This is a genomic window from Pseudomonas sp. TSRC2-2, assembly GCF_049897785.1.
In the GTDB taxonomy this organism is placed as follows: domain Bacteria; phylum Pseudomonadota; class Gammaproteobacteria; order Pseudomonadales; family Pseudomonadaceae; genus Aquipseudomonas.
The window spans coordinates 39,082-61,123 of the sequence record NZ_JAFCWZ010000010.1 but is presented as its reverse complement, the minus strand read 5'-3'; the positions used below and the strand labels follow the sequence as shown (position 1 = coordinate 61,123).

The 22,042-nt window shown below is 60.2% G+C and carries 23 protein-coding genes and 1 tRNA gene; 7 read left to right on the top strand and 17 right to left on the bottom strand.

The genetic code is table 11. The annotated features are described in order from the left end of the window. Window positions 1–144: 144 nt before the first annotated feature. From ACP7D9_RS20245 to ACP7D9_RS20205, 9 genes are read right to left on the bottom strand one after another with little or no spacing between them, the layout of a single operon-like run. Complete coding sequence (locus ACP7D9_RS20245) at window positions 145–1,092, bottom strand: peptidylprolyl isomerase (protein ID WP_426159366.1); 948 nt, start codon at window positions 1,090–1,092, stop codon at window positions 145–147. Beyond that, window positions 1,089–1,559, bottom strand: a complete 471-nt coding sequence (locus ACP7D9_RS20240; protein WP_426159365.1) for a YbjN domain-containing protein — start codon at window positions 1,557–1,559, stop codon at window positions 1,089–1,091. Before ACP7D9_RS20240 ends, ACP7D9_RS20245 begins: the two co-directional genes overlap by 4 nt. 17 nt (window positions 1,560–1,576) lie before the next feature. Then, window positions 1,577–2,206, bottom strand: coding sequence for a DNA repair protein (locus tag ACP7D9_RS20235; RefSeq protein ID WP_426159364.1), 630 nt, complete (start codon window positions 2,204–2,206; stop codon window positions 1,577–1,579). A gap of 17 nt (window positions 2,207–2,223) precedes the next feature. Next, window positions 2,224–3,921 carry a putative porin gene (locus ACP7D9_RS20230; protein WP_426159363.1) on the bottom strand — a complete coding sequence of 566 codons (1,698 nt, stop codon included), beginning with the start codon at window positions 3,919–3,921 and terminating at the stop codon, window positions 2,224–2,226. Window positions 3,922–3,960: 39 nt separating this feature from the next. Further along, a complete protein-coding gene (locus tag ACP7D9_RS20225; RefSeq protein WP_426159362.1) occupies window positions 3,961–4,665 on the bottom strand; it encodes an energy transducer TonB family protein in 705 nt (234 codons plus the stop codon). A gap of 3 nt (window positions 4,666–4,668) precedes the next feature. Beyond that, entirely contained in the window at window positions 4,669–5,094 is a 426-nt protein-coding gene (locus tag ACP7D9_RS20220; protein WP_283436649.1) for an ExbD/TolR family protein, read from the bottom strand. A gap of 11 nt (window positions 5,095–5,105) precedes the next feature. Continuing rightward, the gene (locus tag ACP7D9_RS20215; protein ID WP_426159361.1) at window positions 5,106–6,905 is read right to left on the bottom strand and encodes a DUF2341 domain-containing protein; all 1,800 of its coding nucleotides are present in this window, start codon (window positions 6,903–6,905) and stop codon (window positions 5,106–5,108) included. Between the two features lie 12 nt (window positions 6,906–6,917). Next, window positions 6,918–8,516, bottom strand: coding sequence for a ShlB/FhaC/HecB family hemolysin secretion/activation protein (locus tag ACP7D9_RS20210; RefSeq protein WP_426159360.1), 1,599 nt, complete (start codon window positions 8,514–8,516; stop codon window positions 6,918–6,920). A gap of 54 nt (window positions 8,517–8,570) precedes the next feature. After that, window positions 8,571–9,182, bottom strand: coding sequence for a transposase (locus tag ACP7D9_RS20205; RefSeq protein ID WP_426159359.1), 612 nt, complete (start codon window positions 9,180–9,182; stop codon window positions 8,571–8,573). Between the two features lie 308 nt (window positions 9,183–9,490). Here ACP7D9_RS20205 and ACP7D9_RS20200 point away from each other — a divergent pair, with 308 nt between their 5' ends. From ACP7D9_RS20200 to ACP7D9_RS20185, 4 genes are all read left to right on the top strand, one after another. Continuing rightward, window positions 9,491–11,116: an NADP-dependent glyceraldehyde-3-phosphate dehydrogenase gene (locus ACP7D9_RS20200; RefSeq protein WP_426159358.1), complete on the top strand. Its 1,626-nt coding sequence runs from the start codon at window positions 9,491–9,493 to the stop codon at window positions 11,114–11,116. Window positions 11,117–11,220: 104 nt separating this feature from the next. Beyond that, on the top strand, window positions 11,221–11,577 hold the full coding sequence (locus tag ACP7D9_RS20195) for a DUF3302 domain-containing protein (RefSeq protein ID WP_312999213.1): 357 nt from the start codon (window positions 11,221–11,223) through the stop codon (window positions 11,575–11,577). A 2-nt stretch (window positions 11,578–11,579) separates the two neighbouring features. Next, the gene (locus tag ACP7D9_RS20190; RefSeq protein ID WP_426159357.1) at window positions 11,580–12,539 is read left to right on the top strand and encodes an HlyD family secretion protein; all 960 of its coding nucleotides are present in this window, start codon (window positions 11,580–11,582) and stop codon (window positions 12,537–12,539) included. 57 nt (window positions 12,540–12,596) lie between these two features. Further along, window positions 12,597–13,637, top strand: a complete 1,041-nt coding sequence (locus ACP7D9_RS20185) for an FUSC family protein (RefSeq protein ID WP_178081208.1) — start codon at window positions 12,597–12,599, stop codon at window positions 13,635–13,637. A gap of 3 nt (window positions 13,638–13,640) precedes the next feature. Here ACP7D9_RS20185 and ACP7D9_RS20180 read toward each other — a convergent pair whose 3' ends face one another. After that, window positions 13,641–14,534: a DMT family transporter gene (locus ACP7D9_RS20180; RefSeq protein WP_426159356.1), complete on the bottom strand. Its 894-nt coding sequence runs from the start codon at window positions 14,532–14,534 to the stop codon at window positions 13,641–13,643. 148 nt (window positions 14,535–14,682) lie between these two features. Between ACP7D9_RS20180 and ACP7D9_RS20175 the strand changes: the two genes are divergently transcribed. Further along, window positions 14,683–15,120 carry an Lrp/AsnC family transcriptional regulator gene (locus ACP7D9_RS20175; RefSeq protein ID WP_426159355.1) on the top strand — a complete coding sequence of 146 codons (438 nt, stop codon included), beginning with the start codon at window positions 14,683–14,685 and terminating at the stop codon, window positions 15,118–15,120. Window positions 15,121–15,178: 58 nt separating this feature from the next. Continuing rightward, window positions 15,179–15,508 carry a YceK/YidQ family lipoprotein gene (locus tag ACP7D9_RS20170; RefSeq protein WP_426159533.1) on the top strand — a complete coding sequence of 110 codons (330 nt, stop codon included), beginning with the start codon at window positions 15,179–15,181 and terminating at the stop codon, window positions 15,506–15,508. Window positions 15,509–15,573: 65 nt separating this feature from the next. Here the strand turns inward: ACP7D9_RS20170 and ACP7D9_RS20165 are convergent, their stop codons facing one another. Further along, on the bottom strand, window positions 15,574–16,245 hold the full coding sequence (locus ACP7D9_RS20165) for a Bax inhibitor-1/YccA family protein (RefSeq protein WP_008006561.1): 672 nt from the start codon (window positions 16,243–16,245) through the stop codon (window positions 15,574–15,576). A 123-nt stretch (window positions 16,246–16,368) separates the two neighbouring features. Between ACP7D9_RS20165 and ACP7D9_RS20160 the strand changes: the two genes are divergently transcribed. After that, a tRNA-Ser gene (locus ACP7D9_RS20160) sits at window positions 16,369–16,456 on the top strand. A 153-nt stretch (window positions 16,457–16,609) separates the two neighbouring features. Here ACP7D9_RS20160 and ACP7D9_RS20155 read toward each other — a convergent pair. The 6 genes from ACP7D9_RS20155 to pstS all read right to left on the bottom strand — a co-directional run bounded on the left by ACP7D9_RS20155 (window position 16,610) and on the right by pstS (window position 21,854). After that, the gene (locus ACP7D9_RS20155; protein WP_426159532.1) at window positions 16,610–17,251 is read right to left on the bottom strand and encodes a hypothetical protein; all 642 of its coding nucleotides are present in this window, start codon (window positions 17,249–17,251) and stop codon (window positions 16,610–16,612) included. Then, on the bottom strand, window positions 17,251–17,949 hold the full coding sequence (locus ACP7D9_RS20150; RefSeq protein ID WP_426159531.1) for a hypothetical protein: 699 nt from the start codon (window positions 17,947–17,949) through the stop codon (window positions 17,251–17,253). The genes ACP7D9_RS20155 and ACP7D9_RS20150 overlap by 1 nt, the downstream gene beginning before the upstream one ends. Window positions 17,950–18,034: 85 nt before the next feature. Further along, entirely contained in the window at window positions 18,035–18,796 is a 762-nt protein-coding gene (pstB, locus tag ACP7D9_RS20145) for a phosphate ABC transporter ATP-binding protein PstB (RefSeq protein ID WP_016774591.1), read from the bottom strand. A 75-nt stretch (window positions 18,797–18,871) separates the two neighbouring features. Beyond that, window positions 18,872–19,783 carry a phosphate ABC transporter permease PstA gene (gene pstA / locus ACP7D9_RS20140; protein ID WP_101159610.1) on the bottom strand — a complete coding sequence of 304 codons (912 nt, stop codon included), beginning with the start codon at window positions 19,781–19,783 and terminating at the stop codon, window positions 18,872–18,874. Further along, window positions 19,783–20,748: a phosphate ABC transporter permease subunit PstC gene (pstC, locus tag ACP7D9_RS20135; protein ID WP_312999194.1), complete on the bottom strand. Its 966-nt coding sequence runs from the start codon at window positions 20,746–20,748 to the stop codon at window positions 19,783–19,785. The genes pstA and pstC overlap by 1 nt, the downstream gene beginning before the upstream one ends. A 74-nt stretch (window positions 20,749–20,822) precedes the next feature. Continuing rightward, on the bottom strand, window positions 20,823–21,854 hold the full coding sequence (pstS, locus tag ACP7D9_RS20130; protein WP_101159481.1) for a phosphate ABC transporter substrate-binding protein PstS: 1,032 nt from the start codon (window positions 21,852–21,854) through the stop codon (window positions 20,823–20,825). Window positions 21,855–22,042: the final 188 nt, after the last annotated feature.

Genomic DNA, 22,042 nt, shown 5'->3' with positions numbered 1-22,042 from the left:
ATCTAATGTGGTCGTTCTCAATACATGCGACCCCTTGTGGGAGCGGGCTTGCTCGCGAAAGCGTCGGCACATCCAACATCTTCGCTGACTGACCCACCGCTTCGCGAGCAAGCCCGCTCCCACAGGATTTGCGATGGTGATGGATCAGTGTTGTTCCTCAAGAATTTTGTTCAGCTCGGCGCCGTCGATGCTCAGGGTCGCGGTGTTGAGCATGCCGTCCAGATATGCTTGGGCGATCTGTTCCTGGCGCTGCGCGCGCAAAGCCTGGGTCAATGGGTCGCGCAGTTCATCGAGCGTCGCGGTGCGGGCCGGTTGTTGCTCGGTGAGTTTGATCACATGGAATCCGGCGCCGCTCTGTATGGGATCGGACACCGCGCCAACCTTGAGCCGCGCCACGGCAGCGCGTACTTCCGGCACCAGTTGCTGCAACGGTTGCAGACCGGTATCACCGCCCCGCTCTGCCGTCACGCGATCCTGCGAATATTGCGTAGCCAGCGCCGCGAATTCGCCCGGTGCAGACTGCGCTTTTTTGCTCAGTTCGGCAGCCTGTTTGCGCACGGCTTCCAGCGCTTGCGGATCATTCACACCGAGGAAAATCTGGCTGACCCGATACAGCGCCGGGGTCTGCCAATTGGCCTTGCCAGCGTCGTACGCCTGCTGCAACTCAGCTGCGTTCGGATACTCTGCGGGCACCTGACTCACCGAGCGCAAATAATCACGAAACACAATCTGCTCAGTCGCTGCGCGAGTCTGTCGGGCGACGTCGGGGCGTTGCGCCCAGCCCTGCGCATCGGCCTGCTCCAGCACGGCTTTTTCCGCCAGCCGTGCGCGAATCCAGCGCTCCAGCGCCTCCCGGTTGCCACGCAGTTGTTCGCGGGTTTGGGTCGGGACAGTGGCCAGCAGCGCCTGCAACTCTTGCGGCGAAACCTGCTGATTGCCCAACCGCGCGACCGCTGGCCCGGCTGAAACCGCAACCACCGTCGACGGCTGCTGGGCGGCGACCGGATCACTGCCCGGCCGCAGCACCAGCGCCACCGCCACCACCAACAACGCCACCGCTCCGGCGCCAATCACCATGGCAGGCTTCTTCACAGCGCGACGTCCTCTGCTTCGGCGACAGTGGATTTGGCCGTTTGCACATCAGCGCTCTGGCTGAAATCTCGCAGGTAAACAATGAATTCCTGCAACAGGCGATCCCACAATTCAAGGTTGCCACGCAGATGCTCATTGCTGACACCCGCCGCCACGACGACGTCCATCTCCATGACCAGAAATTCGCCCTGCAACGACAACCGCGCAAACCGCCGCGTTACGTTCCACTGCTCGGCGACGCCTTGGGGCAAATCACCTTGCACGCGCAGGGCACAGCTGAAGGTGAAATCGACAAAGCTGCCCTGCTCCAGCGCCGGGTTGCCGAAACGCACCGCGTAGCCGATGCCCTGACTGGCGCTGAGCAACTGGACGATGCCGTTCTGTTCGCTCTGATTGACACGGTAACCGGCCTCTTGCAGCACATCGGTCAGTGATTGCGGGGAAACGTGGGTGATCAATTGAGTCATGCCTTTCTTCCTTGTTTTCAGTGAGCGATCGCGGCTTGCGGCGCGTCGAATTGAGTCTTGTAGAGCTCGTCGCCAAAACCCTGCGCCAGTTCATCGAACTTGACCCGGACGCTACCCGCGAAGGGCTGGCGGATCTTCATCACCTCGGCGACATCGATGTTTTCGTAGGCCGTGAGAATCTGTTTGGCGACGCCGTACATTTGTTGATTCTTGGCTGAACATTGCTGCACTTGTGTGTCACGTTCTGCCAGTTGCGCTTGCAGGCTGGTGCGTTCGGCTTCTTTGCCGCGAGCCAGAACCAGCAATTCGTCATAGGCCTTTTTGAACTTGCCGGTCTGTTCGGCGCTGGCCGCCACTTGCGCCTGCGCCTGGCTGTGCAGGCTCTGTTGTTGCCCGGCCAATTGCTCGGCGAGGCCCTTGGCCTTGGCCAGTTCGGCCGTCAATTGCCTGATTTGCGCCTGGGCAGCCCTGGCTTCGTTCTGTGCCGCCAGTTGCGCGGCGCTGGCCTGGGCCTGTTGGCTTTGCAGGGACTGCAATTGCTGGGTGGTGCTGCGCAATTGCGTGCGCAAGCGCTCTTCCATGCCTTCGGCGTTCGCCCCGGTGGCAATTACAAAACCCAGGCCCAGCGCGAGAAAACGCGTGTTCATAAAGCTCTCCCGGCGCCTTAGAAGCGCGTGTTGATCTCAAGCTGCAAGACATCGATGTCGAATGGCGCGCCGTACACCGCTTCGGTGCTCATCCAGCGGCCGGTGGCAGAAACGTTCTTCGCCAGGCCGTAGTTGCCGCCCATGAAATAGCCCTTGGCGTTGGTGCCACCGAGGTGGAATGACGAGTCGTTGAAGCCGTCCGGCAAGGCGTCCGGCTGGATGTACTTGTAGCCGGCGAACAGGTTCCAGTCGCCCTTGCGCTTGAGGTCCAGCGCGTTGCCGAGGGTGAACTGCACCATCCATGCGTTGGCGCCGCTTTCGATCTCGCCGTTGCTGTCGAGGTTGTTGACGATCTGCCCGGCGGACCGCTTGCGCATGTCGCCTTCGTCGTAGCTGAGGTTGTGGATGTAGTTGCCCTGGCTGCGCAGCTTGAAATCCTGCGGCAGGTCGGCGTCCCAGACCAGGTTGAGGTCGAGCAGGTTGAATTCGGAGGCGAGGCCGACAAATTGCGGCTGCGGCGTGGCGCTCGGGTTGAGCGGGTTCGGCGTGATGTCGCGCAGCAGGAACACGCTGTTGCCTTTCTGCATGAACGCCGCACGGGTGCCGTCGCTGTCGCAACCCGGCGCGCCGGCCCACGGTTCGCAAGGGCTGGAGCGTTGGCCTTGAATGTCGTCGAAACGGTAGTAGGCCAGCGCGCCCTTCAGGCGGTTGTTGCTGTTGATCGCCCACTTCGCGCCGAGCTGCGCGCCGTACAGCCACTTGTTGTCGCTCTCTTCCTTGTCGAATCCGTTGCTGCTGGTGGTGTCGTTGGTGTAGTCCACCGGGAACGCGCCGACCGTACCGAACACGCCCCATTCGCGGTTGAGCTTGTGATCGAAGATCGCCGCGACTCCGTCGAAATTCAGGTCGTTGGAATAGAGCATGTCGGTGGACATGAATGGATTGGCGAAGCGCCCGCCGGTCAGGGTCAGTTCGTCCATTGGCTTCCAGCTCAGGTAGCCCTGATCGAGCCAGATGTCTTTCTTGGCGAAGCCGCCACCGAGGTTCTGCGTGGTCGATACCGGATTGTTGTCAGAGCCAGTGCCGATGCGAATGCCGGCGGTCCATTCCTCCGATATCACCGCTTTCATGCCCAGACGTGCACGCAGGCGAAAGAGGTTTTCGCGGTCTTCGCGGGTGTTGAGCAACGGCGGCAGGCTGGTGCTGCTGTTGGGATTTACGTCGTACGGGCCGTTGTTGTTGAGCTTGGCGAAGTCGACGATTTCGTTGCTGTTGTTGCCGGAGTAGTAACGCGATTCGTCACGCAGACGAATGTCGCCGTCGAAACTGATGCGCGAGGCCCAGTCCGGAAAGGTATTCGGCGCTGCCCAGTTTTCCTGTTTGGCGGTGGCCATGACCTCGGCTTTGACTTGATCGCGGATCTGGTCACGCACCGCTGCCGGCACGTATTGCACGCGTACATCGCCGGGCGCGGCGACCGGCCCGGCCGCCACTGCGGTAGAAGCCGCCGCCTGTTTGGCCTGCGCCGCTTCGTTCTGCGCCTGGGCGATCAATGCGTCGGCCTTGTCCTGTTTCAGAATGCCCTGCTCGACCAGCAAGCGGATCAGATTGATCGTGGCGTTCTCCGAGGGCGCGGGTGCTGCCACGGCCTGACCGACCAGGGTCGCAATGACCATGCCGACCGCCAGGGACAATCGATTCACGTTGGAAATCATCTGCACACAACTCCTTTTGGCAAAGCTCAAATAAGTGAATTAACCCGGACGGCGCCCTTGCAGGGACAGGCGCACGGGTAAAGTGATAGAGGCCGGTGGCCGTTCGCTGAGGGCCGGCGCACCGCGTAAAGCGGCCAGCACCTGGGTATCGATTTGCGGATTGCCGCTGGACTTGATCAGTTCGACACGAGTGATCTCGCCGACGCTGCTCAGCCAGACATCGGCCTGCAGCGAAAACGCGAGGTTGCGCAGCTCGGGGTTTTCGCGCAGCAAACGCTGGAAGGTGAACGCGAGGAACTGGCTGTACGTGCCGGTACCCAAACGCCCGCCGCCGGCCCCGGCCATGCCGCCGCCCTTGCCCGCGCCGATGTTGAAGGCGTCGTTGCCGCTTTGCGCATCGCCGTCCATTTGCATCGGGTTGGCCAGATCGTCCGCCGGCGATGGCGGCGCTTCTTCCTCGGGCTTGACCTCTTGCGGCTCGGGCGTTGGCTCGGGCTCGACGACTTTCTCTTCCGCCGGGGTTTCCGGCTCCGGCGGTTTTTCCGGCGGCGGGGGTGGCGGTGGCGGCAACGGAATGATCGTCGGCACCTTCGGCGCTTCACGGCGCACGCCGGCCATGTCGTTGGCCCACTGCCAGAGGAACCATGCGGCGAGCGCGCCGACCAGCAATCCGGCGCCCCACTTCACGTAGCGCAATGGCGACTTTTTCACCGGCGGCGGTTCGATCGGGAGTTGTGCGGTCATGACTCAGCCCTGACTCGGTTTGCCGGTAACGAGACCGACCTGGGACAGTTCGAGCCGGCGCAGCAGGTCCAGCACTTCGATGACTTTCTGGTACTGCACCGTCGCATCGCCGCGCACGATCACCGGGAAATCCGGGCTCTGCGCTTTCTCGATGCGCAGGCGTTCTTCCAGCTCGGCCAGTGTCACCGGATAGGCATCGAGAAACACCTGGCCGCCGTCGTTGACAGAGATCGCCTTGGTCTTGGCCTCGGAAAGCGACACCGCAGCGCTGGCCTTGGGCAGGTTGATCTGGATCCCGGAGACCTGCGCGGTGGCGGTGAGGATGAACATCACCAGCACCACCATCAGCACGTCAACCAGCGGCGTGATGTTGATGCTGTCCACTGCGGCATCTTCGTCATCGTCGTGGGAGGCATTTACGGACGCCATGGCAGTGCTCCTCAGGCCGGTACGGAATGGTTGACGTGATGGCCTCGCTGGTGCGACGCCTCACTGAACTGGCTCTCGCCGTGCATCTCCGCCAGACGCGTGATGAATTCGTCGACGAACACACGCATGTCGGCGCTGACTTCCTTGTTGCGGGTGATCAGGCGGTTGTAGCCAAACAGCGCGGGGATCGCGACGAACAGACCCATCGCGGTGGCCAACAGCGCGGCGGCCATGCCCGGCGCAATGGCATTGATGTTGACGTCACCGGCCATCGCCGTGCCGAGGAACACCACCATGATCCCCAGCACCGTGCCGAGCAGGCCGATGTAGGGGCCGCCGGCGATGGCGTTGGACAGGGTCGAGAGTTTCGAACTCAGTTGCTGGTTTTCGCGGGTGCGCACGCCGTCCATCGAGCAGCGGATGGCTTCGATGGTCGCAGCCGACACCGACGAGGTATCGGCGCCCTGCTCGCGGCGCGTGCGGATTTCTTTGACCGCCACCAGATACAGGCGCCACAGCGACGAATGCTGCAGACGCTGAGCCAGTTGCGCGTCGTCGGCGAACATTTCCAGGCGGGTGCCGACCTTGGCGAACTGCGCGCGGAAGTCTTCGTTGGCGGCGGTGACGCGGCTGAGGCTGCGGTTCTTGCGCAGCATGATGATCCACGACTGAAACATCATCAGCACCAGCACAGCGATGATCACCCAGGCGTCAATCGGCACCGCGTTGAGCAGGAAGCCGAGGCTGCCAAAACCGAAGCCGGACTGTTCTTCATCGACGCCGTAAGCCACCAGTTTCGACTCGGCGCCTTGTGAGGTGGCATCGGCCAGCAGCAGCGCGGCGGGACGGGCGACTTTCGACAGGCGCAGCTCGTCAATGGCGCCGGCGAATGGCTGGAACGCACCTTCCTGCAGATCGGCACCGATGGCCATGACCGAGTTGAACGCCGGCATCGCTTGAGCCAACTCAGCGCTCTCGCGACCGTTGATGTACAGCGTGACTTTCGAGCCTTCGGCGGTCAGTGCCAGGTGTTGCCACTGCGCCGTAGCCAATGCCTGGGTGGCAGCGGCGCGCTGGCCGTCGATCTCCACGAAGGGCAGGCCTTGGCTGACACCGATCAGCAGACTTTGCGTGCCTTCGCGACGAGCCAGGATCAGTTGCTCGCCACTGGCCTGATCCAGACGCAGCCAGGCACTGAAAGTGAACGCGCTGCCCGCGTTGTGTTGCAGCGACGGACTGGCCGGCAGCAACAATGGCTGACCGCTGAACTGCAACGCACGGCCGACCACGCCATCAATCGCCATGCCCGTGGCGCTTTGCGCGGTGTTGCCGTAAGCCGTGGTGTCTTTCGCCGGGGTGCCGGTGGCGCCGTCGAAGTGATAGAGCGCGGTGTAATTCGGGTCGAAGGTCAGTTGGCCGTTGCCGGTCGCCGGTGCCTTCTGATTACCGTAATACATCCAGATGTCCTGGCGTTGGCCACCCTCGACATTCGGTACATCAACCCAGATCAGCGCCATGCCCATCAGCGCATCGAAACTTTCGATCTGGTGGTTGAGCACGGTTTTGTCATCGGCGGCGACAAAGCGCAAATCCGAGCCGTCCTCTTTCACCCCGTCGAAGGTGAAGTTGCCGGTGTGCAAACGCACCAGCAGCGCCGCGCGACCGAGCGCCTGATTGATCGCCGCACCCTGCGGTGTGGTGTCGACGGCGATCTGTTTGCGGTAATGCCAATCGTCCTGCCACCAGGCCTGAGCCGTGGCCGGGAGCACAAAGCCCAGGCAGATCAACAGCGAAAGGAAAAGGCGTTGCATGGACGTGCTCCGTTAGAAAGTGGCTTGAAGGTTGAAGTGCAGGCGCGATTCCTGTTTCGAGGTGTTCGGCCCTTCGAGTAGCGGGTAGCCCCAGTCGAGGCTGCCGGACAGCCATTTACTCAGGCTGGCGCGGGTGCCGAGGCCGACACTGGCCAAGGCGTAATTGGCGTCCTGATCCGGCAGTTCGTCGCGCAGGTACAGCTGCGCACCTTCGGCGAAGGCGTAGAAGCGCCAGTCCTGCATCCACGTGCCGGCAAATTTGGCCAGCGACGGCGTGCGCAATTCCTGGCTGAGCAAATAGCCGTCATCCGCCGTGCGTTCGGCGGCCAGATAGCCGCGCACCGAGGTGGCGCCACCGGCGGAGAATTGTTCGTTGGAAACCAGCGGGCCCGAGGCCAGTTGGAACGCCGCTTTGCTTGCGCTCTGCCAGTCGCTGTCGAAGGTCCAGGTGTAATTGGTGTCGCCCTTGAGCACGGCGAAACTCGGTTTGGCGCGATAGCGTTTGTAGTCGAAGTCTTCGTCGTCGCTGCCGTAGCCGAACACACTGCGCGTGGCGGCCACCAGACTCAGGCCGAGGCCGAGCTGGCTCTTTTCGCTGTAGCGGAAGCCGTTGTAGGCGAAGGTGAATGGTGCGTATTGCAGCGGGACCTCGTCGCTCTCGCCGGACAGCGTCAGGCGTTCATCAAAATCCTTGAAGTCGATGCCCGCCGACAGCGAGTTCGACCAGTTGCCGCTCGACGGCAGCGTATAAATTGCCGCGACGCCGTAGCTGTGGCCCTTGCCGAGCACGTTGCTGCCGCCGATGGTGGCGACGTTGCTGTCGGACTGGTAACCGGAGAACTGCACGCTCCAGCGCTCACTCAGCGGCGCGGTGTAGGAGCCTGACCAGACCTTGGCGTTGTCGGTTTCCTGCGGTGCGGTGAAGAACGTCAGGTTAACGCTGTGGCCGAGCTGCCAGAGGTTGTTGTAACCGAGGCTGGTGACGCTGCGCAGTTTTTCAGTGTCGGCGCTGTAGTCGTTATTGACGCCGACGCTGGCGGTCCACGGGTTCTGGTCCTCAACCTGCAGGTCGACATCCATGGTGCCGGGGCGTTGGCCCTCGCGCACCAGTGGCATGACCTGGCGTCCGGGTGTCTTGTTGAGCTGCGCGAGTTCGCCCTGGACCTTGGCGAAGTCCGGCACCTCGCCTTCTTTCAGCGCCGGGACGTTGTCGCGAATATCCAGTGGCGAATAATGTTTGGCGCCGACGACGCGCACCCGGCCGACCTTGGTTTCGCTGACTTGCAGATAGACGATGCCATCGGCAACGGCCTGCTCGGGCAACTCGACGAACACCGATTGATAGCCGCGTTCCTGATAGGCCTTCTGCAACGCATCACGTGCGCCTTCAATGTCGCTCAAGGCTTTCTGCGGACCGAGAAACGGGTACACCGCTTCTTCGATCGCCCGCGCATCAAGCACGGTGTTGCCGCGCACGAAGTATTCGTTGACATCGACCAGACGCTGCGCGGCGGGCGCTTCTGTGCCCTCCTCGGCCAGGGCCGGCTGCGCGCCCGCCGTCACCAGCAGCCAGCCCCACAGCGCCAGCCGTGACGTGAAAATCCGTTCCACACTACCCCCTGAAATTCGCGATGACCTGTGGGCGTTAGCGCCCGGTGTGTTGCGTCAATTGCTGATCGTTGTGGCGCAGGCGTGCTTGCCGAGCCAGGTGTGCAAGAGCGCGAAGTTCAGCGAGAACTCGGGCATCTGCAGCAAGGCGCCGCAGAACACTTCGCCGATGACTTTTTGAATCAGCAGAACCGCGCGCGGCTCGTTGAGGAGCGTGGCGATGTCACGACTGAGGGCGTTGAAGCTCCAGACTTTCTGGTTCAGGCCAAGGCCGACGAACCAGCGGAACAGCAGGTTGTAATTGAGCTGTTCATAGAGTTGCTGTTCGCTGGGCACCGAATAGAGCAATTGCAGGAGCAGGATGTGCATGACCGTCTGCGCGGGAATGAGCATGCCGGGCGCGACATTGAGGTCGTGCAGCAGGTCTTGGTGGGCGTCGAGCAGATCGTCGATCTGCGGGCGCAGCAAGACCAGCGAATGGCCCGGCGGAATGTAGCTGGACACTTCTTTCAAGGCGCCCTGCCAGTCATCCTGCGAGACGATCCAGACCCACGGCGCGCCGTAGCGATACACCGAAACCGGCTTCTTGCGCGCGGCTTCGACGATCTTCGACAGGCGTTGATCGAGTTCCTGCATGCCCACTTTCGAATAGCGTTCCATAGTCCCCATTGCCTCACTCCCGGCGTCCCGCCTCGGTTCGCAAAGTGCGCCCCGAAAGGCCCCTCAAGCGCGTTACACAGGCATGACCGGACTGGCTATGTGCTACCGAACTTTTGTCATAAAAGCTTCATTACCCAACTGCACATGGCCCGCGAAATCACACAAACCCTGTGGGATCGGTGGTGTTCCTGGCCCTCTGCCATGCACCGTTGCGTGACATTTACGTGACATTCACGGGGTTAAATCCATGGGCATTCAGGCGTATAACCTGTAGTGACTTTTTGACCTGCATGCAGACATCAACACAGGGTAGTGACATGACCACAGCAAATATCCTTGGCAACCTGTTCCCTTCTGTCAGCGACATCCCGGAGAAATACCGCCCCGATGCACAGGTCGAGCAGCGTGAGTATCTGGTCGATGGCCAATTGCGCCGCTGGGACGGTCCGCTCGCGCAGGTGCGCAGCCCGGTCTATCTGAAAGGCGAAAACGGCGAAGAACAAGTGATCCTGGGCAGCACGCCGCTGCTCGATGCCGACACTGCCCTCACCGCCCTCGACGCTGCCGTCCGCGCATATGACCGAGGCCAGGGCCTGTGGCCGACGATGCGTGTGGCCGAGCGCATCCAGCATGTCGAGGCGTTTCTCGGCCGCATGCGCGAGCAGCGCGAAGCCGTGGTGAAGCTGCTGATGTGGGAGATCGGCAAGAACCTCAAGGACTCGGAAAAAGAGTTCGATCGCACCTGCGATTACATCGTCGACACCATCAATGCCCTGAAAGAACTCGACCGCCGCTCCAGCCGTTTCGAACTGGAGCAGGACACCCTCGGCCAGATCCGCCGCGTGCCACTTGGCGTCGCCTTGTGCATGGGCCCTTACAACTATCCGCTGAACGAAACCTTCACCACGTTGATTCCGGCGTTGATCATGGGCAACACCGTGGTATTCAAACCGGCCAAACTCGGCGTGCTGCTGATTCGCCCTTTGCTCGAAGCTTTCCGCGACAGCTTCCCGAGCGGTGTGATCAACGTGATCTACGGCAGCGGGCGCGAGACTGTCAGCGCTTTGATGGCCAGCGGCAAGATCGACATCTTCGCCTTCATCGGCACCAACAAGGCTGCCAGTGACCTGAAGAAGCTCCACCCGAAACCACATCGTTTGCGCGCCGCTCTCGGCCTGGATGCGAAGAACCCCGGCATCGTTTTGCCCGAGGTCGACCTCGACAACGCAGTCAGCGAAGCGGTGACCGGTTCGCTGTCATTCAACGGCCAGCGCTGCACCGCACTGAAAATCCTCTTCGTCCATGAAGAGGTGGTCGACAGTTTCATCGAGAAATTCAATGCCAGACTGGCCACGCTCAAACCGGGCATGCCGTGGGACAGCGGCGTGGCGCTGACGCCGCTGCCGGAATCGGGCAAGGTCGATTATCTGCACGGTCTGGTCGCGGACGCACAAAGCAAAGGGGCGCAGGTGGTCAATCCCAATGGCGGCGAATCCCACGCCTCGTTTTTCTACCCGGCTGTGCTGTATCCAGTAAACCCTCAAATGCGCGTCTATCAGGAAGAACAGTTCGGCCCGGTCGTGCCCATCGTGCCGTACCGCCACCTCGATACCGTGATCGACTACGTGCTGGAATCCGACTTCGGCCAACAGCTGAGCATCTTCGGCACCAACCCGGTGGCGGTCGGCCGGCTGGTCGACACTTTCGCCAACCAGGTCGGGCGGATCAACCTCAACGCCCAGTGCCAGCGCGGCCCGGACACCTATCCGTTCAACGGCCGCAAGAACTCCGCCGAAGGCACGCTCTCGGTGCATGACGCGTTGCGCGTGTTCTCGATCCGCACGCTGGTGGCGACCAGATTCCAGGAGAGCAACAAGGATCTGATCAGCGAAATCATTCGGGGCCGCGATTCGAGTTTCCTCACCACCGACTACATTTTCTGATCGAACACCCGCAGGATTGAATAATCCTGCCTGATACGGTCAGCCCCCCGGCGATTCAGTGTCTACACTGAGCCCAGCATTGCTGGATGCCTGGGAGGCTGACCATGCTCGATTACTTCGCCTTGGGTCTGTTGGTTTTTGTTGGCCTCGTGCTGTTTTACGGGATCATCGTGCTGCATGACATCCCGTACGAGATCGCGGTTCACCGCAACCATCCGCATCAGGACGCAATCCACGCCACCGGTTGGGTCAGTCTGTTTACCTTGCACGCGCTCTGGCCGTTCCTGTGGATATGGGCGATGGCCTATCGGGAGGATCGCGGCTGGGGCTTTGGCGATGGCAAACCTATCCAGAATCACGTCAATCAACTAGAGCAGCAGGTGGTCGAGCTGCAAGCCCGTATCGAGCGGCTCGAAGCGCAGTCGCCGGTTGCGCCTCATACTGACAGCCGGGGGATCTGAGCATGGATCTGTTGCTCATCCTCACGTACGCCGCACTCTGCGTCGCCATCTTCAAGATCTTCCGCATTCCGCTGAACAAATGGACGGTGCCCACCGCTGTCTTGGGCGGCGTGCTGATCATCGGCGCGTTGATTTTCACCATGAACTACAACCACCCCTATTCCGAGGTCGCGCGCTCCTACTTTGTTTCGGTGCCAGTCATTCCGATTGTGAGCGGTCAGGTTATCGACGTGCCGGTCAAGGGCAATGAACCCCTGGAAAAAGGCGATGTGCTGTTTCGCATCGACCCCACGCCTTTTCACAACCGCCTCAAGTCACTGAAGGCGCAGTTGGTAGCCGCCAAGGGCGACCGCTATCGCATCACCGAACTGATTCGCCGCAACTTCGGCACTCAACGTGAACTGGACGCGGCCATCGCCCGCACCGACGATCTGCAGGCGCAGCTGGACAACGCTCAGTTTGAGCTGGACAACACCGTGGTTCGAGCGCCGAGCAAAGGCTTCGTCACCCACGTTTCGCTGCGACCGGGGATGATGGCGAGCAAGTTGCCGCTGCGCCCGTCGATGGTTTTTATCCCGCAGGAAGGTCAGTATTTTGCGGCGTGGATGCGTCAGAACAGTCTGTTGCGGCTGACCGTGGGCGATGAGGCCGAGGTCGCCTTCGATGGCATCCCCGGCAAGGTCTTCGCTGGACGCGTGAAAAGCGTCATCGGCGTGATCGCCGAGGGTCAGGTGCAACCTTCCGGTACGCTGATCAGCTACACCGGTTCGCCACCGGCCGGACGCGTGCCGGTGATCATTGAAATCACTGACCCGGCGTTCGCGCCCTACAGTTCGCTCATGCCGGGTGGCGCCTACGGGCAAGCGGCGCTGTACAGCCAGCACTTTCACCACATCGGCGCGATGCGCAAAATCCTGCTGCGCATGGCGGCCTGGATGAATTACATTTTCCCCTTCCATTGATTTGACTGACACACGAGGTTCGCACTGACTACTTACAGCACCTCCCGCCTGCCACCGCTGTTACGCCGCATCCTGCGACCGCTGCTGGACCCGTATCGGCGCTACCGTCACGCCCGACTGATCCACTCCGTGCGGGTAGCACTGGGGCTACTGGCGACGATTCTGCTGACCACCGGGATCAACCTGCCCCACGGCGAATGGGCGTCGGTGACGATGCTGGTGGTGATCGGCGGCTTGCAGCACCACGGCAATATCGGCAAAAAAGCTGCCGAGCGCGCCATCGGTACCTTGATTGGTGCTGGGGTCGGGTTGGCGCTGGTGGCGCAACATGCGTGGCTGGGCATGCCGTGGCTGACCTATTTTTCCATGGCGGTGGTTTGCGGCTTTTTCTCCTATCACGCGATTGGCAAGGGCGGCTACACCGCCCTGCTTTCGGCCATCACCGTGTTCATTGTCGCCGGGCATGGTGATAACCCGATCACTGATGGTCTGTGGCGGGGCGTCGACATCCTGATCGGCATCGCGCTCGCTCTGGCGTTCTCCTTTGCTTTGCCGCTGTACGCGGTCTACTCGTGGCGCTACAACCTCGCCGATGCCTTGCGCGACTGCGCCACGGTGTACGGGCGCATCATCAACGGTGAAGCGGTCAGCGCCGACGAGCATCTGCGACTGATGAGCAAGGTCGGCGCGGTGATGGTGCAACTGCGTTCGCTGATGCCGTCGGTGTCCAAGGAAGTGAAGATTTCCATGACCGAGCTCGATGCGATTCAGCGCAACCTGCGCATGTGCATCAGCACGCTGGAAATCCTCGGTAATATCCGCCCCAACGTCAGCGACCCGCAGGCCATGGCACATTTGCAAATGGCACTGAAGGCTGAGCACCGACAGATTCGCGTGCAACTGATCGGCATGGCCCGCGCCCTGAAAACAGGCGCCTCGCAGCGGCTGGAGCGGCCAATGGAACTGCCCACGGCGAACCTCGATGCGCCGGTCGCCAATACCCTTGACGGCTACCGGATGCTAACCCGACAACTGGCAGCCAATATCGGCGAGATGCGCCAACGCCTGGCCGCCACTGCGCCGCGCTGGAACATCTGACCGCTACTGCGCCGCCAGCCGCCGGGCTTTCCAGCCCCAACCTTGTTGCATGCCGGCAGCGGCCAGCAGGATCGCCGCGACGCCGATCCACTGCAGCAGTTCCAGGCGATGGCCGAAGGCGAACCAGTCGACGAAAATCGCCGCAATCGGATAGATGAAGGACAGCGCGCCGGTCAATGCCGTCGGCAATTTTTGAATCGCGCCGTACAGCAAGACGTACATCAGACCGGTGTGCACGATGCCCAAGGTCACCAGACTCGCCCAGGCATCAGCGCCTGCCGGAAACGCGTCAAAATGCGCAAACGGCGCGAGTAACAACACGCCGGTGCAGACCTGAACCAACGCGATCAGATGCGGTGGCGTGCCAGTCAGGCGCTTGATGATCAGTGCAGCAATCGCATAGAGAAACGCCGCACCCGACGCCAGGGCAATTCCTAGCAGATAGTCATTGCCGCTGTCGCCCTGAGTGCCATGTGCGCTGACAATGGCCAGCATGCCCAAGAACGAAATCGCCAGCCAGAACAGCTTCTGCAAGGTGATTTTTTCGCCGAGAAACAACGCCGCCAGACCGACCAGCATGAACGGCTGCACGTTATAGACCGCCGTGCCAATGGCAATCGAGGCGCGCGAATACGACGCGAAAAGCAGCACCCAATTGCCAACGATCGCCATTCCACTGAGCACCGCCAGCAAAAACGTTGTGCGGGTCAGAATCCCTGGGCGCAGGAAGCCGAATGCGATGCAGATCGATAGCAAGGTGCCGGCGCCGAACACGCAGCGCCAGAACACCACGTCCAGCACCGGTTGCCCGGACACCAGCACAAACCAGCCGATCGTCCCGGATATCAGCATCGCGGCGGTCATTTCCAGCGAACCGCGGCGGATTGAATTGTCCATCATTTATCTCCTGAGGCTGTGGCGAAGCATGGCCAAAGTATGCCTAGCAAGCGCCAGGCTGCTCCAGCGCATAAAGCAGGCTAAAATCAGATTGCGCCTTTTTTATCGTAGGTGTTTCCCACCTTTTGCCTAATCAGAGACTTTGCACATGACTGACGATATCGACCGGATTCTCATCGGCGCGCTGATGGAAGATTCGCGGCGCTCGCTCAAAGCGCTGGCGCAGAGCAGCGGCTTGTCCTCACCGAGCGTGGCGGAGCGGCTGCGGCGCCTGGAAGAGCGCGGCGTGCTCAAGGGCTACACGGTGGAAATCGATCCAAAATGCTTCGGCTATCAGCTTCAGGCGATCGTCCGGGTACGACCGCTGCCAGGGCAATTGCAGGAGGTGGAGCGGCAGATCATGGCAATCCCGGAGTTCACCGAGTGCGACAAGGTCACCGGCGAGGACTGCTTTATCGCCCGTCTGCACGTACGTTCGATGGAACAGCTCGACACCCTGCTTGATCGTCTCAATACGCTGGCGGAAACCAACACAGCGATCGTCAAGAAGACCCCGGTCAAGCGGCGACTGCCACCGATGGCGTGAATGTCATTTGCCCCTGATCGGCGTAGATTGTGATTTTTCGCGGCTAAGGAATGGCGGGATGAGAACTAGGGCAATGATGCTGGCGGCGCTGCTGCTGGGCGGTTGTGGCACGATTCAAACAGTGGCGCGCAATGATCAGGCTGCAGTGGACGGCCTTAAGGAACAAAAGAGTTATTGTGGCGCGGTGCCAAGGATCTATAGCGGCCTTGCCTATGACTTCTGTTCATTGAATGCGCCGCTGGCCTCGGGCGTGGATGCCGATAATCATCGCAACACAGCGATCCCGGGGCTGTTGGTTGACGCCGTGGTTTCCGGCGCGCTCGATACCTTGCTGCTGCCTTATACGATCTATCGTCAACAAGTGGATGGCAGCATTGTCATCCACTGAATGAACACCTTTCTCCAGACGATAAAAAACCCGCCGAAGCGGGTTTCTTATTGCAGCTGCTTTGATCAGTCGTCGCGGCTCATGATGCCGAACAGTTGCAACAGGCTGACGAACAGGTTGTAGATCGATACATACAGGCTGATGGTTGCCATGATGTAGTTGCGCTCGCCGCCGTGAATGATCGCACTGGTCTGGAACAGAATGCAGACCGACGAGAACAGCACGAAGCCGGCGCTGATGGCCAGTTGCAGGCCGCTGATCTGGAAGAAGAAGCTGGCCAGCGTTGCGCCCAGCAGGACAAAGAAACCGGCAGTGATGAAGCCACCGAGGAAGCTCATGTCCTTGCGGGTGATCAGCACGTAGGCCGATAGACCACCGAACACCAGAGCGGTCATGGCGAATGCCGAGCTGACCACTTCAGCACCGCCCTGCATACCCAGGTAACGGTTGAGGATCGGGCCGAGCAGGAAACCCATGAAACCGGTCAACGCAAAGGCGGACACCAGGCCCCACGCGGAATCACGGAGTTTGTTGGTGAGGAAGAACAGCCCGTAGAAGCCGATCAGCACCACGAAAATGTTCGGGTAGCCGACACGCATCTGCTGGGCTACGAAGGCCATCACGCCGCTGAATGCGAGGGTCAGAGCCAAGAGACCATAAGTGTTGCGCAGGACGCGGCTAACCTCTAGCTGCTCAGCCTGCACGCTGTTATTAACTGCGTAATCCTGTTCGCGCATGGCGACACTCCTGTTGGTTTGAAACGTTCAGTCGCAAAGATCATAACAGACGCTCTGTAACAAGCCATGCAGAGAGTTTGACAGTGTGTTTCATTCAGGTATTATGGCGCCCGCAACGCAAACGGAGGTGTGGCCGAGTGGTTTAAGGCAACGGTCTTGAAAACCGTCGACTGTAACAGGTCCATGAGTTCGAATCCCATCGCCTCCGCCATCTTATATACGACAAAGCCCTGATTATTCAGGGCTTTGTCGTTTCTGCGGTACACGTTTTACGCCGCATCGCTTACGCATCTTCTGAGTCATTTCACAGCAGCGCCTCGTATGCCAGAGGCTCTGCTGTTCTGGTAGCGGAGGGTGTAACCGCTTAACCGAGAGGCTCAAAGACAGCCTCTGCCCGGTGTTGCACCGGCGCTTGAGGTCTGAGCATTTGCTGCCAGGCGAGCTGCGCCTGGACCTTGGCTACCGAATCCAGCACTTTCTGCGCCCAGCGATCATCCTCAGGATGCACTACGACCACCCGGAAGCCATGATCCTTGCCTTCAAGCTGCACGCCCTCGGAGTCATCGACATGCAGGTCGATATCGAACGCCGGTGGATATTTTGAAGGCGAATTCGACATCCCATGCGCTGTCAGGGCACGGTTGTGCAGCACGCTGTTAACCACGCCGTCGACGCGGATGCCGTAAAGCGCTAACCAACGCCTGATATACGACGGAGTGCGCCCGGACGAGGTGTAGACCCAGACACTGCAATCCTGGCGTCGCAGCTCTCGGATCAGGGAACGCGTGCCCATACGCAACGGCTCACCCAACCACCGATGAATACAGGCCGGTATCCGACTTTTTTCGACCGCGCAGTGGTGCAGCTGGCAGGCGAGCGTGTCATCGATATCGAACGAAATCCGTATGCGCTGACGCCTGAACAGCTGCGGCACAGCGCAGCGGATGATCTGCCCTGCCCGGCTGCCGAAGCTTGTGCATTTGGCAAAGGCTGAAGCCGCGCTCATCAATGGCCTCCCTGAGAGAGAGGCAAAGGCTTGTCTTTGAGAAAGAACTTCATGGGATCCGGCGCCTGTTCTTCTAAAAATGCTGCGTATTTTTTCTTGATTTTGGGCAATTCGTACAACGCCTTGACGCCATGCTTGGCGGAGTTGCGGATGACCGAGGACGGGTTGAAATAGCCCTCGGCGTTTTCAAGGGTCAACACGAATGGAGGCAGCCCCGCCCGCATGAGCAAGTAGCTGACAATGAGCGAGCCGCTGCGGTTATTGCCTTCGATGAACAGCTGCGGCTTGCTCAGAATGCGGACATAGACACCCGCTGCACGCTTCCAGACCGATTCACTGCGATACGCGCAATACCAGTTGTACAAATCCTTGATGCCACCCTCAACATTGTTGAAGAAATGCGCCTCGGTGGCTGCCAGATGCTGGGCGTATTCCAGCCGGCGCGCCGGATCTCGGCCACACAGCACCGTGGCATTGATTTCCAGCATCAGGTTCAGTTGCTGAAGATCGAACAGGTCGATGCCGCGGGCGACATATTCGTCAACCAACGCATAACCTTCAAGCACGTTGTGCAGCACTTCGTCCGTCAACGGGTCACGCGGCTCGGTGAAGTGCCGGCTGAGCTCGGCGAAACGGCTCTGCACGTCCCGCAGTGCGCGTTCAATCGCAGGCAAATCAAGACGATGCTTGGCAGGCATTGGTGCTCCTTGGAAACGCTTGGTAAATGTCCACCGGATGCCCGCCAAATCCATTTGGCACAGGCGGCCTGATCCGGTGTGTGGCTTAGCTGAACTTGCCGCTGATGTAATCGCCGGTCATCTGTTCACGCGGGTTGTCGAAGATCTGCGCCGTCGGGCCCATCTCAACCAGATAACCGGTGCGCGTGCCCTGGGAAATATCCACCGAGAAAAACGCTGTGGTGTCAGCGACACGGATGGCTTGCTGCATGTTGTGGGTGACCAGCGCGATGGTGTAATCCTTCTTCAACTCGACCATCAATTCTTCGACCCGTCGGGTGGCGATCGGGTCCAGTGCCGAGCAAGGCTCATCCAGCAGCAGGACTTCCGGCTCAGTAGCAATGGCGCGGGCGATACACAGGCGTTGTTGCTGACCACCGGAGAGCGACAGGCCGCTGACCTTGAGCTTGTCCTTGACCTCATCCCATAACGCGGCGCCTTGCAGCGCGTGCTTGACCCGGTCACCGATATCGCCCTTGTAGCGATTGAGGCGAAGACCAAACGCGACGTTGTCGAAAATGCTCATCGAAAACGGGTTAGGTTGTTGAAACACCATGCCGATGTAGCGGCGCACGACCACCGGATCGACACCCTTGCCGTAGACGTCCTGCCCGAGAAAATGCACGTGGCCCTCGAAACGGAATCCCTTCACCAGATCGTTCATCCGGTTGAGGCTGCGCAGCACGGTGCTTTTGCCGCAGCCTGAGGGACCGATGAATCCGGTGATCTTGTTTTTCTCGATCGGCACGTGACTGTCACGTACCGCCATGAAGTTGCCGTAGAAAATCTTGTCCAGCTTGCAGTCCATGACTACAGGCGCCTGGGTGACAAACGGAGCGGCTATTTGCGCAGTGGATACCTTCAAAATCAGATGCTCCCGTTCTTAATACTTGGGCTTGCCGAAAATCCGGCTGATGATGTTGACGAACAGCACGATCATCACCAGCACCAACGAGGCCGCCCATGCGAGCTCGAGCTGGTTATCGAAAGGCATGCCGGAGAAGTTGTAGATCAGTACCGCCAGCGAGGCAGTCGGGTTCATGACGTCGAGATTGCCCTGGTGGTAGATCCAGTAGTTGCTGAACAGCGCGGTAAACAACAACGGTGCCGTCTCGCCTGCGGCACGTGCCACGGCGAGCATCACGCCAGTCAGGATCGCTGGCATACCGGTCGGCAAGATGATCTTCCAGATGACCTGCGAGCGGGTGCAGCCCATGCCATAAGCAGCATCCTTCATAATCTTGGGCACCATCCGCATCGACTCTTCTGCGGTCAGCACCACGATAGGCAGCATCAGGACGGCAAGCGCCACGCCACCCGCCGGCGCCGAATACGTGCCAGTCGTCATGACTACCAAGGCATAGGCAAACACACCGGCCAGGATCGACGGCAGGCCCGTAAGCATCTTGGCGGCAAAACGCGCAGCGTTCCCCAGCTTGCTGTCTGGCCCCAGTTCAGCGAGGAAGATGGCCGCCATGATCCCGATCGGCACCGCGATCGCTGCCGCGATTCCGACCATTACAAAGGTACCCGCCATCGCATTGCCGAAACCGCCGCCCATCTCGAAGCCGGTCGGTGGCAGCTCGGTAAACACTTCCAGGTTCAGACGCGCGCCACCGCGGGTGATCAGCATGTAGAGCACGGAAATCAGCGGCACGCTGGCCAGCAAAGCTCCTGCCCATACCAGGGTGGTCAGAATCAGGCTGCGCAAAGCGCGACCTTCAAACCTGCGTTGCAAGCTGGGCATTGCACCGGTTGGCGCGGTCAAGTCTGTTGCTGCGGTCAGGTCAGTCATCATCTGTTACCCCGTTGGGCGTACATCATGATCATCGAACCGAAAATGTTCACGATCAGCGTAATCAACATCAGCACCAGTGCGGCATACATCAACACCTCGATCTCGTTCGGCCCGGCTTCGGGGAAGTTCAGCGCCAGCAGAGCGGCAAGCGTGTTGGCCGGTGCAAACAGCGAGAGGGAAATGTTGTTGGCATTGCCGACCAGCATGGCCAGCGCCATCGTTTCACCCAGCGCGCGCCCCAGGCCCAGCACCAGCGAGCCGAAAATGCCGGTGGCGGCCGAAGGCACCATCACTTTGAGAATCGCTTCCCAATGGGTAGTGCCCATGCCGTACGCAGCCTGCTTGGTTTTCATCGGCACAGCCGTCAGCGCGTCCTGCGAAACGGCGGCAATGGTCGGCAGAATCATGATGGCGAGCACCAGCGCTGCGGGCAGCAGGCCCGGACCGCTCAGGGACGTGCCGAAAAAGGGTATCCAGCCCAGTTCGCTGTTCAACCAGGTGGTCAGCGGCCGAATCGCCGGGATCACCACATAGATCCCCCACAGGCCATAGACCACGCTGGGAATGGCCGCGAGCAGTTCGACAATGGTGCGAAACAGCGCAGCGAGCTTGGTTGGCAAGAAATCCTGGGTGAGGAAAATCGCCATGCTCACGCCAAAAACACCGGCGATCAGCAAAGCGATGAAGGCGCTGTAGAGCGTGCCCCAGATGGCTGGCAGGATGCCGTATTTGCCTTGGTTGACGTCCCACACACTGCCCAGAAGGACATCGAAGCCGTGCTTCTCCATACCGGGAAGTGCCTTGCGTCCGACTTCGAACACCAGTGCAAATACCAGCGCCAGAATCAGTACCACACCGATGCGCGCGAGCGCGCGGAAGGTGCGATCAACCAGAAAATCCTTCGTCGAAGGTGGCTGGCAGGCAGAGTCGGGATTAACCGGTACGACAAAAGGTTTGTTCATGGGCTAAGTCCGGAACAGGGGGAAAACTCTCCCGGCGTGGCGCAGACGCACACGTCGAGAGAGACCTCACGGCGTTACTGAATGTTGGCGGACGCTTTGCGAACCTGTTCGACGACCGATTGCGGCAACGGGATGTAACCCATCGAATCGGCAATCTTCTGCCCTTCGGTCAGGCTGTATTCGACCATTTCACGCATGGCTTTGGCCTTGGCCGGGTTGCCATTGTCCTTGCGGAAAATCATCCAGGTATAAGAGGTGATCGGGTAGGACTTGGCGCCGTCCGGATCAGGCAGCCAGGCCACCAGGTTTTCCGGCATTTTTACCGCCGCCAGGGCCTCGGCACCGCTTTCGGCATTTGGTACCACGTAATTGCCAGCCTTGTTCTGCAACTGGGCAAAGTCGACCTTGGCCAGCTTGGCGAAGCCATATTCGATGTAACCAATCGCTCCAGGGGTCTGGCGCACGGTCGCCGTCACGCCATCGTTTTTCGGCGACTTGATGAACTTGTCACTGGCCGGCCAGTTGACGGTGTTGCCCTCACCCAACGCCTGCTTGAACTCGGCGTTGACGGTTGCCAGGTGCTTGGTGAATACCGCGGTCGTACCGCTGGAATCTGCACGCACGACAACCGTGATCGGCGTATCGGAGAGCTTCAGGTCCGGGTTGGCAGCCACGATCTGCGGATCGTTCCAGCGCGTGATCTTGCCCAGGAAAATGTTGGAATAGACATCGCGTGGCAGCTTCAGCCCCTTGGGATTGCCCGGCAGGTTATAGGCCAGCACGATTTCCCCGGCGGTCATTGGCAGCAACTGCACGCCTTCGGCGACCTTGGCGATATCTTCGTCTTTCATTGCCGAGTCACTGGCAGCGAAATCCACGGTTTTGTTCAAGAAGTCCTGTACGCCCGCGCCACTGCCCTTGGATTGGTAATCGACAGTGACGCTATCGGATTTCTTGCTGAAATCCTTGAACCAGGTCAGGTAGATCGGTGCCGGGAAACTTGCTCCGGACCCCGTCAGGCGAACATTTTCTGCTGCAAAGGAGGCCGAGGTGGCACAAAGAGATACCGCAATGGCGAGCGCAGCAGACTTCATCGAACTTTTCATTAAATGACACCTAGTGATTACGGGCTCCCGAACTCTGCAGCAGTTTTGTGACGATTTCATGAAAGCAAAGTGGCAAGCGTTACCCTCATGGTCCGCAACAGCGCCCATGGATGTAATCGGTGCCAGGTTTTGAAAAATCGAATCTTCCTGTGCGAGGCTTGTCCCTACTCCCTGATCCCGAGCAGTCA